At 71.4% G+C, this 14600-nt stretch carries 13 protein-coding genes; 8 read left to right on the top strand and 5 right to left on the bottom strand.

What is annotated here, in order from left to right; genetic code table 11:
• Positions 1–7 precede the first annotated feature (7 nt).
• Entirely contained in the window at positions 8–1309 is a 1302-nt protein-coding gene (locus IQ251_RS15625; protein ID WP_193929325.1) for an MFS transporter, read from the bottom strand.
• A 290-nt stretch (positions 1310–1599) separates the two neighbouring features.
• Here IQ251_RS15625 and IQ251_RS15620 point away from each other — a divergent pair, with 290 nt between their 5' ends.
• On the top strand, positions 1600–2496 hold the full coding sequence (locus tag IQ251_RS15620; protein WP_193929324.1) for a LysR substrate-binding domain-containing protein: 897 nt from the start codon (positions 1600–1602) through the stop codon (positions 2494–2496).
• A 139-nt stretch (positions 2497–2635) separates the two neighbouring features.
• On the top strand, positions 2636–3955 hold the full coding sequence (locus tag IQ251_RS15615) for an MFS transporter (RefSeq protein WP_193929323.1): 1320 nt from the start codon (positions 2636–2638) through the stop codon (positions 3953–3955).
• Here IQ251_RS15615 and IQ251_RS15610 read toward each other — a convergent pair.
• Positions 3907–5451, bottom strand: a complete 1545-nt coding sequence (locus tag IQ251_RS15610; protein WP_193929322.1) for a UxaA family hydrolase — start codon at positions 5449–5451, stop codon at positions 3907–3909. The genes IQ251_RS15615 and IQ251_RS15610 overlap by 49 nt on opposite strands.
• A 331-nt stretch (positions 5452–5782) precedes the next feature.
• On the opposite strand from IQ251_RS15610, the gene IQ251_RS15605 reads away from it, so the two are divergent.
• Genes IQ251_RS15605 through IQ251_RS15595 form a run of 3 tightly spaced genes read left to right on the top strand, consistent with a single transcriptional unit; the run spans position 5783 to position 8493 of the window.
• Positions 5783–7099: an MFS transporter gene (locus IQ251_RS15605; RefSeq protein ID WP_193929321.1), complete on the top strand. Its 1317-nt coding sequence runs from the start codon at positions 5783–5785 to the stop codon at positions 7097–7099.
• Complete coding sequence (locus tag IQ251_RS15600) at positions 7096–8049, top strand: ribonucleotide-diphosphate reductase subunit beta (RefSeq protein WP_193929320.1); 954 nt, start codon at positions 7096–7098, stop codon at positions 8047–8049. The genes IQ251_RS15605 and IQ251_RS15600 overlap by 4 nt, the downstream gene beginning before the upstream one ends.
• Before the next feature lie 3 nt (positions 8050–8052).
• Positions 8053–8493: a hypothetical protein gene (locus IQ251_RS15595; protein WP_193929319.1), complete on the top strand. Its 441-nt coding sequence runs from the start codon at positions 8053–8055 to the stop codon at positions 8491–8493.
• 9 nt (positions 8494–8502) lie between these two features.
• Here the strand turns inward: IQ251_RS15595 and IQ251_RS15590 are convergent, their stop codons facing one another.
• On the bottom strand, positions 8503–9987 hold the full coding sequence (locus IQ251_RS15590) for an MFS transporter (protein ID WP_193929318.1): 1485 nt from the start codon (positions 9985–9987) through the stop codon (positions 8503–8505).
• 231 nt (positions 9988–10218) lie between these two features.
• Between IQ251_RS15590 and IQ251_RS15585 the strand changes: the two genes are divergently transcribed.
• Positions 10219–11130: an SDR family oxidoreductase gene (locus IQ251_RS15585; RefSeq protein WP_193929317.1), complete on the top strand. Its 912-nt coding sequence runs from the start codon at positions 10219–10221 to the stop codon at positions 11128–11130.
• Positions 11127–11789, top strand: coding sequence for a PHP domain-containing protein (locus IQ251_RS15580; RefSeq protein ID WP_193929316.1), 663 nt, complete (start codon positions 11127–11129; stop codon positions 11787–11789). The genes IQ251_RS15585 and IQ251_RS15580 overlap by 4 nt, the downstream gene beginning before the upstream one ends.
• Here IQ251_RS15580 and IQ251_RS15575 read toward each other — a convergent pair.
• Together IQ251_RS15575 and IQ251_RS15570 are read right to left on the bottom strand one after the other, a co-directional pair.
• Positions 11781–12587 (bottom strand): thioesterase family protein, encoded by an 807-nt coding sequence (locus tag IQ251_RS15575; protein ID WP_370591428.1) that lies wholly within the window; start codon positions 12585–12587, stop codon positions 11781–11783. The two genes, IQ251_RS15580 and IQ251_RS15575, sit on opposite strands and share 9 nt — an antisense overlap.
• Positions 12587–13249 (bottom strand): TetR/AcrR family transcriptional regulator, encoded by a 663-nt coding sequence (locus tag IQ251_RS15570; protein WP_228047110.1) that lies wholly within the window; start codon positions 13247–13249, stop codon positions 12587–12589. The genes IQ251_RS15575 and IQ251_RS15570 overlap by 1 nt, the downstream gene beginning before the upstream one ends.
• A gap of 202 nt (positions 13250–13451) precedes the next feature.
• Between IQ251_RS15570 and IQ251_RS15565 the strand changes: the two genes are divergently transcribed.
• A complete protein-coding gene (locus IQ251_RS15565; RefSeq protein ID WP_193929315.1) occupies positions 13452–14600 on the top strand; it encodes an acetyl-CoA acetyltransferase in 1149 nt (382 codons plus the stop codon).

The following is a 14600-nucleotide window of genomic DNA, read 5'->3' as shown; positions in this document are numbered from 1 at the left end:
CCTCACTTCACTTCTCGTCGGATCCGGCGAGCGCGGTCTGCCGCTCGGGCTCGTCGTCGTCGGGGCCCGGTGCGCGGGCCAGCAGTGCGCGCACGCCGAACAGCGACATCAGCACGGTCGCCAGCGCCCAGCCGATGACCGGGACGATCGAGCCGGACGCGGTCAGCAGCGCCTGGCCGATCATGGGGGTGGTGCCGCCGAGCAGCGTTCCGGCCAGCCCGTAGGACAGCGAGATGGCCGTGTAGCGCACTCGTGCGGGGAAGGATTGCGCCAGGACACCGGCCACGACCGCGTAGAACATCACGTGCGGGATGGTGGCCACGATCATGCCGACGACCGACCACGCGAAGCTGCCGGTGCTGATCAGTACGAACATCAGCGGCATGGCGGGCAGTTCGGCCAGCAGCAGCACCGTCACCACGCGGCGCACGTCGAACTTGCTGGCCAGGACCGCGCCGAACGGTTGCACCACGAACTGGGTGATGCTGGCGACGAGCACGACCGTCATGAACGTCTCGCGGTCGAAGCCGACTTCGTTGGTGGCCCAGGACACCGCGAAGGTGTTCTTGAAGTAGGCCGCGGAGAAGGCGATCGAGCAGGCGAACACGCCGAGCACGACGAGCAGCGTGTGGCTGCGCAGCACGTCCAGCAGCGGGAACCGCGCCGTGTTGCCGGATTTGCGCACCTGCTCCAGCGCGGGCGGTTCGGTGACGCTGAGCCGGATGACCAGGCCGAGCACCACCAGCACCGCCGAGGCCAGGAACGGCACGCGCCAGCCCCAGGAGTAGAAGTCCTCGTCGGGCAACTGCGCGGCGATGGTGAACGCGAGCGAGGACAGGATCTGCCCGGACGGCGACCCCTGCTGGGCCCAGGCACCGGAGAGGATCCCGCGGTTCTTCGGGGCGTGTTCGGTGGCGATGAGCACCGCTCCGCCCCATTCGCCGCCGACGGCCAGCCCCTGCACCACGCGCAGCAGCACCAGCAGCAGCGGCGCCCACAGGCCGATGCTGGCGTAGGTGGGCAGCAGGCCGATGGCGACGGTGGTCACGCCCATCAGCAGCAGCGTGGTGACCAGCGTTTTCTTTCGGCCGATCCGGTCGCCGAGGTGGCCGAACAGGATGCCGCCGAGCGGTCGGGCCAGGAAGCCGACCCAGAACGTCGCGAACGACACCAGGATGCCGACAGCGGGGGTGGCGACCGGGAAGAACAGCTGCCCGAACACCAGCGCGGAGGCGGTGCCGTAGATGTAGAAGTCGTACCACTCGACGCTGGTGCCGATGAACGAGGCGATCCCGGCTCTTCGGCCCATCCTTCCGTCGGCCGTGGCGGTTCTCGTGCGCAAAGGGGCTCTCCGTGGTTTCCGGCGGCGGTTGCCGCCCGCGTGGTTCCACCGGCTGCCGCCGATCGTGCGGCCTTGCGGTGCAAGCTGTTTCGCGCAGCAGCCGGTGTCGTCTCCAGCGCCGCGCCGCGTCCCGGGTGCTGTGACGCTATGCCCGCCCGGTGTGTTCCGTCTAACACCAAGTTCGTGTAGCTTTGATTCGCTCGGCGAAACAATCGTCGGTGACCAGGGAAAAGGCGCCCGTGCTTCAGGAGGTCGGTGTGGAGCTGCGGCACCTGCAGGCGTTCGTCGCCGTGGCCGAGGAGCTGAACTTCCGGCGTGCAGCCGTGCGGTTGCACATGTCGCAGCCGCCGCTGTCCCAGCAGATCAAGCGGCTGGAGGGTGAGGTCGGGGTCGCGCTGCTGCGCCGGACGACCCGGCGGGTGGCGCTCACGGCGGCGGGGGAGGCGTTCCTCGACGAGGCCCGCCGCACGCTGAGCTCGGCCGAGGCGGCCCCGCGCGCGGCGCGGCAGGCGGCGGCGGGGGAGATCGGCACCCTGCGGCTGGGCTTCAGCGGGCAGACCTCGTACCAGGTGATGCTGCTGATCGTGCGCAAGTTCCGCGAGCGCTACCCGCGCGTGCGGTTCGACATCGTCAGCCCGCTGCTCGGTGGGGAGCTGGTGGACCAGATCAACCAGCAGGAGGTCGACGTCGGGTTGTTGCGGCTGCCGGTGCCCTCGGCGGGGCTGCAGCTGCGCGAACTGCAGCGCCATCCGCTCGCGGCCGCGGTCTCGGCCGACCATCCGCTCGCGGAGCGGGACTTGATCGGTCTGGACGACTTGCGCCCGGAGACGTTCATCAGCTACACGGCCAACCGGGGTTCGGTGGTCAACCAGGTGGTCCGCGAGGCGTGCGCCGATCTGGGTTTCGTGCCGGACTTCGGGCAGGAGGCCCCGGACACGCACACGATCCTGTCCCTGGTCGGCGCCGGTGCCGGGATCGGCATGGTGCCGCTGACCGCGGGGCACTTGAAACTGCCCGGTGTGGTGCTGGTTCCGGTGACCGACGCACCGCTGCTGCCGCTGGCGCTGGCCTGGCGCGAGGACGACCCGAACCCGGCGCTGGCCGGTCTGGTGGGCCTGCTCGACGAGATCGCCGCCGAGCTGGACGCGGTCTGACCCGAATCGTCCACTGAGGACGCTGGCGTTCCCGTCTTCCGGGAATGTGGCCGACGGCATGCTGCTTTTCCGTCCGCCGGGCGAGACGATGGACGTGCGGCGGATCGTGCCGCGACATCGAGAGCGGAAGGGGCGGGCGGTGACTGCCGACCGGTCGGCACGGCGGGCGTGGTGGATCTGGTCGGTGGCGGTGGTCGCCTATGTCGCCGCGGTGTTCCACCGGGGAAGCCTCGGCGTGGCCGGACCGCTGGCCCTGGACCGCTTCGCCGTCGGACCGGCTGCGCTCAGCGCGTTCACCGTCCTGCAGGTCGGCATCTACGCGAGCATGCAGGTGCCCACCGGGCTGCTCGTCGACCGGTTCGGCGCGCGCCGGATCCTCACCCTGGCCGTACTGCTGCTGGGTACCGGGCAGGTGCTGTTCGCCGTGGCGACGTCGTACCCGTTCGGGCTGCTGGGCCGCGCCGTGCTCGGCACCGGGGACGCGCTGATGTGGGTGAGCTTGCTGCGCCTGGTGGCCACCGGGTTCAGCGCCCGCCGGTACGCGCTGGTGGCCACCACGTCCAGCGCGCTGGGTGCTCTCGGCGGAGTGGCCGCGACCTTCCCGCTGGCCGCGGTGCTCGACCGGATCGGCTGGGTCCCGACGTTCCTGGCCGCCGGGCTCGGCACCCTCGCCTACGCGGCGCTGACCGCGGCCTTCGTCCGGGAAGGCGCCGCACCGCGCGCCGATCGCGGCCGGCGGCCCCCGCTGCGCAGCCAGGTCCGCGCGGCCTGGGCCCGGCCGAGCACCCGGCTGGCGTTCTGGGTGCACTTCGCGACCATGTTCGCCTCCGGGGCGCTGTCCCTGCTGTGGGGCTATCCCTACCTGGTCGATGGGCTGGGCATGGCCGAGGGCACCGCCGGTGTCGTGCTCAGCGTGCTCATCATCGGCCAGGTCGTGGGCGGGCCGGTGGTCGGTGCGCTGGCCGGATCCCGCCCGGCGGCCCGGATCCCGCTGGTGCTGGGCTACCTCACCGCCAACGCGGGGTGCTGGCTGGTGCTGCTGACCTGGTCTCCCGCTCCGCCGATCGGGATCGTGGTGGCGGCGTTCGCGGTGTTCGCCTTCGGTGGCCCGGTCTCCACCGTGGCGTTCGCGATCGTGCGCGAGCACGCGCCCGCCGAGGGGGTGGGCACCGCCACCGGCATCGTCAACGCGGCCGGGCACTCGGCGACCGCGCTCGGTGCGCTCGGGGTGGGCGTGCTGCTCGAACTGGCCGCAGGCCTCGAACCGGCCGACCGGTACCGGGCGGCGATGCTCGCGCTGGTGGCCCTGCTGCTCGTCGGGGCCTGGCGCACGATCCGGTGGACGCGCCGGGTGTCCGGCGCAACCGGGGCGGTGACGCTGCTGCGCCGCCGCCCGCTGCCGCCCGCCGATCACAGCACCGTGGACAGGTGCCAGGGCACGAACTCCTCCTCGCCGTAGCCCAGTTCCTCGCTGCAGGTCTGCTCGCCGGAGGCCACGCGCAGCACGTGCTCGAAGATCTCGCGGCCCATCTCCTCCACGCTGCGTGCCCCGTCGGCCACGGCTCCGCAGTTGATGTCCATGTCGTCGGGCATGCGCTCGTACAGCGGCGTGTTCGTGGCCAGCTTGATGCTCGGCGCGGGCTTGCACCCGAACGCCGAACCGCGCCCGGTGGTGAAGCACATCAGCTGCGCCCCGCCGGCGATCAGCCCGGTCGCGTTGACCGGGTCGTATCCCGGGGTGTCCATGAACACCAGGCCGCGGGTGCTGATCGGCTCGGCGTAGCCGACCACGTCGCAGAGGTTCGTCGTCCCGCCCTTGGCCGCCGCGCCCAGCGACTTCTCCAGGATCGTGGTCAACCCGCCGTCCTTGTTGCCGGGGGAGGGGTTGTTGTTGATCGAGCTGCCGTCCCGCTGCACGTGCTGCTCCCACCAGCGGATGCGGTCCACGAGCGCGCGGCCGACCTCCGGGCTGACCGCGCGGGAGGTCAGCAGGTGCTCGGCGCCGTAGATCTCGGTCGTCTCGCCGAAGGCGGCCGCGCCGCCGTTGCGGATCAGCAGGTCGGCGGCCGCACCCAGCGCGGGATTGGCCGTGATGCCGGAATAGCCGTCCGAACCACCGCATTCCATGGCCAGCACCAGCTCGGACGCGGGCACCTCGGTGCGCCGGTGCGCATCGGCCACCGGCAGCATCTCCTCGATACGGCGCACCCCTTCGGCCACCGTTTTCTTGGTGCCGCCGAGCTCCTGGATCGTCATCGCGTGCACCGGCAGGCCCGGCGGCAGCCGGAGGTCGTCGGTGAGCGCGCGCACCTGGTTGACCTCGCAGCCCAGCCCGACGACGAGCAGGCCCGCGATGTTCGGGTGCCCGGCGTATCCGCGCAGCGCGCGGCGCAGCACCTCGAAGCCCTCGTTGCCGGTCCCGCTGTGCCCGCAGCCGAGGGTATGCGTCAGCGGGCAGATCCCGTCCACGTGCGGGTAGTCGTCGAGCACGCCGGAGGTCTCCACCCGGCGCGCGATCATCTTGGCGGCGGTGGCCGAGCAGTTCACGGTGGTGAGCACGGCCAGGTAGTTGCGGGTGCCGACGCGGCCGTCCGGACGCCGGAAACCGCGGAACGTCGCCCGCTGCGCCGCGGGCACGTAGTCGGTGGGGCGGGCCGCGGCGCCGAAGTCGTGGCTGCGGTCGAACTCGCGGTAGGTGACGTTGTGCGTGTGCACGTGCTCGCCCGCGCGGATCGCGCGCGCGGCGAAACCGATGACCTGGCCGTACTTGCGGATCGGTGCGCCTGCGGCCAGGTCGGTCAGCGCGAGTTTGTGCCCGGTGGGCACGGGATCGGCCGCGGTCAGCTCCGCGGCTCCGTCGCGGTAGGTGCCGGGTGCGATGTCGGTGCGCGCGATGAGGACGGAATCGTCCTCGTGCAACCGAAAACCGACCTGGCCGAGTTCTGGGGACGCCAACCGGATCACCCTCCGGACTTCGCCGTCGTGCAGGGGGTTCCCACGTGCCGGGCCCGATGCTAGACCCGGCGGGCCCGGCCTGTCATCGCACGAATCGGCTGCGCTCCGCGGTGCTTGCGCCGAGCGGGCGTTCTCGGCGCCGGTGCTTGACACCCGGGTGCGCGTCCGGTGACCCTGAGCTGCCGGGCAATTCTGGAGCGCGGTTCGGGATGCAGTGCCCCGGTCCGCACGATCACGAAAATCGTTGCGGCGCCGAGGTGCTCACGGGAAGTGCCGCAGCGGCGGACAACGTCGGGCGGTGCACCGCCGACCCCGCAGAAGGGCGGGAGCAATGGGGCTCTCCTACCTGCGCGAACTCACCGAGTATCCGACCGGGCGCCGGCGGATGCGGATCCTGACCATGGCCGTGCTGGCCAGCCTCATCGTTTCCTACGAGGGCCAGATCGCCCCGGCGGTCCCGCTGCTGCTCGACGATCTGGACCTGAGCCTGGTCACCTACGGCACCATCTCGGCGGTCGGACTCGTCGCCGGTGCGTTGGCCGGAATGCTCGGCGGCAGGCTCACCGACACTGTCGGCCGGGTGCGGCTGCTCGTCCCGTTGCTGCTGGTCACCGCGCTCATGTGCTACGGGATGACCCTGGTCGGCACTGCCGCGGAACTGCTGGTGGCCCGGGCGGCGTTGGCGGTGGTGGACGGGATGGCCGTGGCCGCCACCGCGGGACTGGTGCGCGACTTCTCCCCGCGGATGGGCAGGGCGCAAGCGTTCGCGTTCTGGACCTGGGGGCCGGTCGGCGCCAACTTCCTGGCCGCTGCGGTCGCCGGGATGACGCTGCAGTTGTTCGACAACTCGTGGCGCTCCCAGTTCGTCATCATGGGCACGATCTCGCTGGTGGTGTCCCTGGTCATCGCCGCGAACATCGCCGATCTGGCCCCGCAGCTGCGCGCGCGGATCCAGCAGACCGAGCAGCACGCGCTCACCGCCGCGCAGCAAGCGGGTCCGGTGCGCATGCGCGTGCTGTTCCAGCACCGCGTGGTGTGGGCGCACGTGGTGGGCATCTCGGTGTGGCTGGTGCTGTACCTGACGCTGTCGCTGTTCGGCCAGACCATGCTCGTGCAGACCTTCGGGCTCAGCGCTGCCGCGGCGTCCGGGGTGATGAGCTGCTTCTGGATCGTGAACCTGGCCACGGTCGTGCTGGTGGGCCGGATGTCGGATCGGCTGCAGGTGCGCAAACCGTTCGCGGTGGGCGGCACGCTGTTGGCCGCGCTGCTGACCGGGGTGCTGGTCGTGCTCATGGGCGGTGGCGGGATCGCGCTGTGGCAGCTGGTGGGCATCGGCGCGCTGCTGGGTGCGGGCATGGGTGCCGCCTACGCGCCGTGGATGGCCAACTTCTCGGAGAACACCGAGGACATCGACCCGCGGCTGCAGGGCAGTGCCTGGGGCGTGTTCTCGTTCCTGACCCGCATCGTGGCGATGCTCGTGGTCCTGGCGCTGCCCCGGGTGGTGGCCACGTCTGGCTGGTCGGCGTGGCTGGTGGTGGCGCTGCTGTGCCTGCTGGTGTTCCTTCCGATGACGGTCCTGTTCCGCGGGCCGTGGCGCCGCGCGGCGCCGGTCGGCGGACCCGCTGCAGAACGAGAGGTGCAATCGTGACGCGAACCCGACCGCACACCGTCGACGCGGCAGACTTGAGCGCGATCGGCGGTATCGATATCGACGACGTGCTCGCCTACGTGCACCGCGATCTCAAGAAGTTGCCCGGCTACCTCGACCTCTACCGCCGGTATCTGCGGCAGCGTTGGGACGTCTACGAACTCGACTTCACCGCCGACGCGGCGGACTGGGCCGAGCGGATGACACAGGAGGAGCGCGACGCGTTCGTGTCGATCTCCTCTGGCTTCCACCACGGCGAGCGGCAGGTGGAGGTGGAGCTGCCGGTGTTCATGCTCGGCGGCGGCGAGGAGTCGAAGATCTTCATGTCCAGCCAGATCGAGGACGAGGCCCGGCACACCGTGTTCTTCGACCGGTTCTACCGCGAAGTGGTGGGCCTGCCCGGTGATTCGATCCAGGACGTGCTCGACGCGTCGTTCGAGCACGTCTCGGAGACGTTCATCGGCCCGTTCGGGCTGTTGGCCTACCAGGCCGAGGAGCTGCGCCGGGATCCGGAGAACCCGGTGCTGCGGGTGCGCTACGGCACCAACTACTTCCTCTGGATCGAGGGCGTGCTGGCGCTGTCGGTCATGAAGATCACGTTGAGCTACTGCCGCAACCGCGGGTTCCTGCCGGGGTATTACGCCGGTTTCACCGCCACCTGTCGCGACGAGGCCCGGCACGTGCAGGGTGGGATGCGCTTCCTGCGCGAGTCGGTGGACGCCGATCCGCGGTTGCTGCTGGAGGTACACGACACGCTGCGCACCATCCTGTCCATCAACAGCGCCACGAGCCGCAGGCTGGCGCTGGAATCGCTGGGCTGGACACCGGAGGAGGTGCGGGCGCTGATGATCCGCCAGCTGCGGATGAAGCTCTCCGACGTCGGGATCGGGCTGGCGCCGGACGTGGAGGCGATGGTCAGCCGGATCGAACCCGAACTCGCCGGAGGATGACCGATGAGCGTGGAACTGTTCACCCCGCGATGGGCTGGCCTGGCGCGCGAGGCCGTGCAGCGCGGACCGGACGAGACCGTGCGCGCGGGCAAGCTCGACACGTACTGGGACTGGATCGAGCGGGTGCGCGGGGAGCACTCGGCGTCCTGGGCGCTGGGCATGCACCGGGCCACCGGGACGTCCTACCTGCGGTTGCAGTGGAAGAGCGGCACGTGCACCAGCGGGGAGATCCGGCGCAGCCCGGCGGCCGACTACGTGCTGGCGGCCGAGCCCGCCGTGTGGCGGGAACTGCTGGACGGTGCCGATCCGGGGCGGTTGCTGATGTATCGCAGGATGCGGCTGGTCGAGGGGGACGTGCTGCTGTTCTTCCGCGCGGTGTACTTCGTCGTGGAATCACTGGCCGCCGTCGCCCGGATCCCGGCCGTGCTGCCCGAGCAGGAGTGACCGCCGCGCTCAGCTGCGCTCGCCGGTGCCGGCCCCGGTCAGCGCCGGGGATCGACGCAGCGCGCGGGCCGCCCCCGCGCAGGCGGCCACGCCGCACAGCGCCAGGACGGCCATGCTCAGCAGCGCGATCCGGTAGCCGAACACCAGCTGCTGCACGGCGGCGTCGGAGATCCCGTGCACGGTGCCGTCGAAGACGGCCGCGCGCAGCGCTTCCGGCAGCGGCGCGGTGATGATGGTCAACGACAGCGCGGTGGAGAGCATGACGCCGACGTTCTGCACCGCCAGCCGCATCGCGTTGCCGATGCCGATCCGACCCGGCGGGATGCGGTCGAGCACCTCGGTGGCGTTGGCGGGCATGAACATCCCCGATCCGATGCCGAGCACCACGAGCCCGACCGCGATCGGCGGGTAGTGCGCCTGCGGGGTCACCGCCAGAGCCAACACCACGAGTCCGGCCGCGCTGAGCGCGGAGCCGGTCGTGGCGATGGTGCGCGCCCGCCACCTGCTCTGCAGCATCCCGGCCACCGCGGAGGCCACCATCGTCGTCAGTGGCAGCAGCAGAACCTTCATCCCCGCGCTGACCGGGTCCTCGGCCAGCACCGCCTGGTAGAACAGGGCGATCAGCAGCACCACGGCCATCCGGGCGATGGTGTTGAACAGCGCGGCGGCCAGGCCGAAGGAGAATCCCCCTTCGGCGAACAGCGCCAGGTCCACCGCGGGCCGGCGGGTGCGCCGCTCGACGACGGCGAACACCGGGGCCAGCACGGCGAAGACGGCGAACGAACCGAGCACCAGCGGGTGGTCCCAGCCGTACTGGCCGACCTGTGCCAAGCCCAGTAGGAAGCTGCCCAGGCAGGCCAGCACGAGCAGGTTGCCCAGTGCGTCGATCCCGCGATCGGGGTCCGCGGGCGGAGACGGACGCAGCACCGCCGCGCCCCACAGCAGGCAGCACAGTCCGACGGGCACGTTGCTCCAGAACACCCATTCCCAGCCGAACCGGTGGCTGAGGAACCCGCCGAGCACCGGTCCGAGCAGCTGGGCCACGGAAAACGACGCCAGGTATATGCCCATACCCCGGCCGAGGTGCTCGCGCGGGAACGCCGCGGTCACCAGCGCGGCGCTGTTGGTCAGCAGCAGCGTCGCACCGGCGGCCTGCACCACGCGCAGTCCGATGAGGACCCATTCGTGCGGGGAGAACCCCAGCAGCAGGCTCGCCGCGGCGTACACGGCCAGGCCGCACAGGTACATGCTGCGCCTGCCGAACAGATCCGTGAGCCTGCCGAACAACACCATCAGCGAGGTGGTGGTGAGCATGAACGACAGCAGCATCCAGCTCGCGGCGGTGGCGCTGGCGTCGAAATGCCCGGCCACCTGCGGCAGTGCCACGTTCAGCGAACTCGTGCCCAATCCGGTGAGCACGCTGGCGAGGCTGACCACCGACAGCACCCGCCAGGCATATGCCGACTGCGGCTCGGACCGGTTGCGAGAACCCATGTGCGGCAGACCCACTTGAACGACGCGGGCCCGCCCGGTGTTGCGCCAGCCCGCCGGGCGGACTCGGCGGAGACCGGGATGCGGTAACCCCGCCGACAATTTTGGAATCTTATTCGGTTCGGCGCCGCGCCCGCAGCGGCCATTCGGGCAAGAGGACTTGACACCCGTCGGCGCGGCTCGGCACGTTGCCCGCAGGTGCGCGGACATCCGCGCCTGTCGGGAGGAGAGCCCATGGCCGGTATCGCCGCAGGGCGGATCGTCGTCGTGACCGGAGCTGCGCGCGGCATCGGCCGCGCTCACGCGCTGGAGTTCGCCCGCCAGGGCGCGAAGGTGGTGGTCAACGATCTCGGTGCCGAGGTGGACGGCAGCGGTTCTTCCCCGGACGCGGCGGGCGAGGTGGTCGAGACGATCCGCGCGGAAGGCGGGCAGGCCGTCGCCAACGGCGACGACGTGGCCGATTTCGCCGGTGCGCAACGATTGGTCGAGTCCACTGTGGATCAGTTCGGTGGGTTGGACGTGCTGGTCAACAACGCGGGGATCCTGCGCGACCGGATGCTGTTCAACATGACCGAGCAGGAGTGGGATGACGTCGTGCGGGTGCACCTCAAGGGAACGTTCGCCCCGCTGCGGCATGCGGCGACCTACTGGCGCGGCAAGGCCAAGCGGGACGGCGCCGTGGACGCGCGCGTCATCAACACGACCTCGTCCTCGGGCATCTACGGCAACCCCGGGCAGGGCAACTACGGTGCCGCCAAGGCGGGCATCGCCGGCCTGACGGTGATCGCCGCCCGCGAGATGCAGCGCTACGGCATTGCGGTCAACGCCATCGCACCCGCTGCGCTGACCCGGATGACCGACCTACTCGGCAGGCAGGTGCGCGCCGAGCAGGGCGAGTTCGACGCCGCCGACCCGGACAACATCGCCCCCCTGGTGGTCTGGCTGGCAGGTCCGAAAGCCCAGGGCATCACCGGCCGGGTGTTCAACGTGCGCGGTGGCACGATCAGCGTCGCCGAGGGCTGGATCGCCGGACCCGGCGTGCAGCGCGACCAGCGGTGGGACCCCGCCGAACTCGATGACATCGTCCCCGACCTCGTCGCGCACGCCCGGGACAACGCCGGCACGGACGGCCGAATCCCGCAATGACCTGGCAGCTGCCCGATCCCGGTCCGCTGCCGCCGGGATGGGTGCGGGTGGATTGCCACCTGCATACCGTGCACTCCGGCGACGCCGTGACCACGATCGAGCAGCTCGCCGAGCGGGTCGCCGCCCACCGGCTGGACGTGGTGTGCGTGACCGACCACCACACGCTGGACGGGGCGTGGGCGGCACTGCAGCGCGGCATCGGCGCGCGGGTCGTGGTCGGCGAGGAGATCCGCACCCGGTGCGGTGAGGTCATCGGGCTGTTCCTGACCGAACGGATCCCGTACGTCCTCGGGCTCGACGAGGTGGCCGACCGCATCCGCGCCCAGGGCGGGCTCGTCAGCGCCCCGCATCCGATGGACCCCGACCGGCGCGGGCTCGGCGCTCCGGGCCTGTGCCACCTGCACGAGACCGGCCTGCTCGACGTGGTGGAGGTGTGCAACGCGAAGGTGCGCGACTCCGCGCACAACACCGCCGCCGCCGAATTCGCCGCGGAACGCGGCATCCCCGTCGTAGCGGGGTCCGACGCGCACGATCCGCACGGTGTGGGGGCGGCGGTGGTGCAGATGCCCGACTTCGACGGCCCGCGGGAGTTTCTGCGCCGGCTCCCGCGGGCCCGCCTTGCCGGGCGGTTCCGCGACCACGTCGGCTGGCTAGTGTGACGACGCGTTCGAGACCGCGGTGACCGTGCAGAAGCCGATCGGGCCCGCCGTGTCGTGCATGGTGCACTCGGCTGCGGCTACGCCGTCGTCGCTGACGTGCCCGGTGGACTCCAGCCCGATCTCCTCGCTGATCGGCAGCCTGCTCAGCGTCAGCGTGTAGTCGGCGTTGATGTACTCCAGCCCGTCGGCACCGTAGTTGGCCAGCGGGCTGGCGAAATCCGCGGCCAGCGCGGCCCGCACGAACGGCGAGACCGGCTCGCCGGCCAGCAGCGGGTGCCGGTCGCGCAGCCAGGCGCGCCGCGCGGTGCCGGCGCCCAGGTCGGCGCAGGGCTCGTTGTGCGCGTCCAGCATCCAGGTGTCGAACGGCGGGATCCAGCCCTGGGTGCGTTCCCGCGGACCGGGCAGGTCCTCGGGCCGCGGTGCGTCCCACGGCTGCGTTTCGACGACGGTGCCCGCCGGATGCGCACCCCGGCGCAGCAGGACCGCGCTGGCCCGGGCCACGACCGAGTCCCCGGCACGCACCTCGGCGTCGGCGACGCGGATGCGCCGCCCGTCGCGCACCCGGGTGCTGGTGGTGCGCACCGGATCCAGCCGGGCGCTGCGGAACAGGTCGACGGTGAGCCGGGCGAAGTGGAACTGCTCGTCGCCGTGCTCGGTCTCCAGTTCCCGGGCCAGCAGGCCGCCGAACAGCCTGCCGTGCATCATGTTCGGCGCCCACGGGCTGTCGGCGTGCCCGGCGGGCAGCAGCTGCTCGCCGGAGCGGGTGAAGAACGGCTGGGCACCGGTCGCGTCGGCCACTACGTCTCCTCGTCTGCCACGTCCAACGGGTCCAGGCGGCGGATCAGCCGCAGCGCGGCCTCCAGGACCTCGTTGGCCTCTCGTTTCGTCGAGCAGGTCGCCACTTCCCTGCTCGCTTCGCCGATGGCGGTGGTCAGCACCGCCACGGTCACCCGATCCACCGGGTCGCTGCCTGCACCGAGCAGGACCGCGTTCTGCCGCACCCATTCCCGGCCCCGGGTGCGCCGGACCAGCTCGAACCCGGGTGGTGCGTCGCCGTCCATGAACAGCCGCACCAGATCGCGGTGCTGCCACGAGCCTTCCAGGAACGCGCGGGCGCCGAGGTTGAACAGGGCCAACCCGTCCTGCTCACCGTCGCCACGCGCGGAGGCCACCGCCGCGATCGCGCTCTGCTCCTGCGCGGCCTGGTAGTCCTCCCACAGCGCGAGGAACAGGCCCGCCTTGCCGCCGAAGTGGTGGTAGAGGCTGCCCACGCTGGATCCCGCGCGCCCGACGACCTCGGCGACCCCGGACTCGGAGTAGCCGTGCTCGCCGAACACCTCGCGGGCGGCCTGCAGCAGCACACCGCGGGTGTGCGCGGTCCGGCCCCACTGCCAGGCGTGGCCGCCCGTCCTGCCGCTGCCCATGCGCCACCGCCCGGATCCGTCGTCGTGCAACGGCATTCTAGAACCATCCGGCCGCCCGGCGGTGCACTGTCGCCGAGATGTGCGCATCCGCGGCCGGTTCCGGCGTTACTCGTCCGGCCGATAGGCGGACGCGGCCGGTGTGCCTAGAGTGCGATTCGGAGGAAGTCCCGTCCGTCACCACGATCCGCAGCACTCCCACACCTGTATCGGGCCGCACCGCGGCCGGAGGGAGTCGGCAGTGAGCGCACGACGTCGTGCCGCCATCGTCGGGGTGGCCGAATCCGAGCAGGGCAAGACACCGCATCTGACCGCGCTGTCCCAGCAGGCGATGGCCGTGTCCGCCGCGCTGGGCGAGGCCGGGCTCGGCCGCGAGGACGTGGACGCCCTGTTCACCGCGGGCGGCTGGTCCTGGTCCCCGGCGCTGACGCTGGCCGAATACCTGGGCATGCGCCCGACGATGCTGGACGGCACCAACATCGGCGGCTCGTCGTTCGAAGCGCACCTCGGTCACGCGGCGGCGGCCGTGCAGGCCGGGCAGATCGACGTGGCCGTGCTCGCCTACGGCAGCACCCAGCGCACCGACCGCTCGCGCAACCAGCCGCGCGCAGCCCGGCTCACCGAGCAGTTCGAGGCGCCGTTCGGCCTGCCCACCCCGGTCGGTGCTTACGCGTTGGCCGCGACCCGCTACCTGCACGAATACGCCGCCACCTCCGCGCAGCTGGCCGAGGTGGCGGTGGCCGCCCGCGCATGGTCGGCGTTGAATCCGCTGGCCCAGCGCCGAGAACCGCTCACCGTCGACGACGTGCTCGCCTCGCCGCTGGTGTGCGAACCGCTGCACGCGCTGGATTGCTGCCTGGTCACCGACGGCGGTGGTGCGGTCGTGGTGGCCGCCGAGGACCGCTGGGCCGATGTGGCCACCCGCCCGGTGCACGTGCTCGGGCACGCCGAGGCCACCACGCACAGCACGATCGCGAACATGCCCGACCTGACCACCACCGCGGCCGCGAGCACCGGACCGGCGGCGCTGCGGATGGCCGGGGTCGAGCGCGACGACATCGATGTGCTGGAGATCTACGACTCGTTCACCATCACCGTGCTGCTGAGCCTGGAATCCCTCGGGTTCTGCGCCCCCGGGCAGGCCGGTGCCCTGGTCGCCTCCGGCCGCACCGCCCCGGGTGGGTCGCTGCCGATGAACACCAACGGCGGCGGGCTCGCGCACACCCATCCCGGTATGTACGGCATCTACCTGCTCATCGAGGCGACCCGGCAGCTGCGCGGCGATTTCGCCGGCACGCAGCGGCAGGTGCCCGGAGCGGAACTCGCCCTCGCCCACGGAACCGGCGGGGTGCTGTCGTCCACGTCCACCATCGTGCTGGGAAGGGGCTGA

The organism is Saccharopolyspora montiporae, assembly GCF_015209505.1.
Lineage (GTDB): Bacteria > Actinomycetota > Actinomycetes > Mycobacteriales > Pseudonocardiaceae > Saccharopolyspora > Saccharopolyspora montiporae.
This window is presented reverse-complemented; position numbering and strand designations above follow the sequence as displayed.

Coding starts and splice junctions, on each gene's coding strand:
- IQ251_RS15580 (WP_193929316.1), top strand. CDS start 11,127: ATGACCTGGCAGCTGCCCGATCCCGGTCCGCTGCCGCCGGGATGGGTG.
- IQ251_RS15585 (WP_193929317.1), top strand. CDS start 10,219: ATGGCCGGTATCGCCGCAGGGCGGATCGTCGTCGTGACCGGAGCTGCG.
- IQ251_RS15605 (WP_193929321.1), top strand. CDS start 5,783: ATGGGGCTCTCCTACCTGCGCGAACTCACCGAGTATCCGACCGGGCGC.
- IQ251_RS15590 (WP_193929318.1), bottom strand. CDS start 9,987: ATGGGTTCTCGCAACCGGTCCGAGCCGCAGTCGGCATATGCCTGGCGG.
- IQ251_RS15625 (WP_193929325.1), bottom strand. CDS start 1,309: ATGGGCCGAAGAGCCGGGATCGCCTCGTTCATCGGCACCAGCGTCGAG.
- IQ251_RS15570 (WP_228047110.1), bottom strand. CDS start 13,249: ATGCCGTTGCACGACGACGGATCCGGGCGGTGGCGCATGGGCAGCGGC.
- IQ251_RS15595 (WP_193929319.1), top strand. CDS start 8,053: ATGAGCGTGGAACTGTTCACCCCGCGATGGGCTGGCCTGGCGCGCGAG.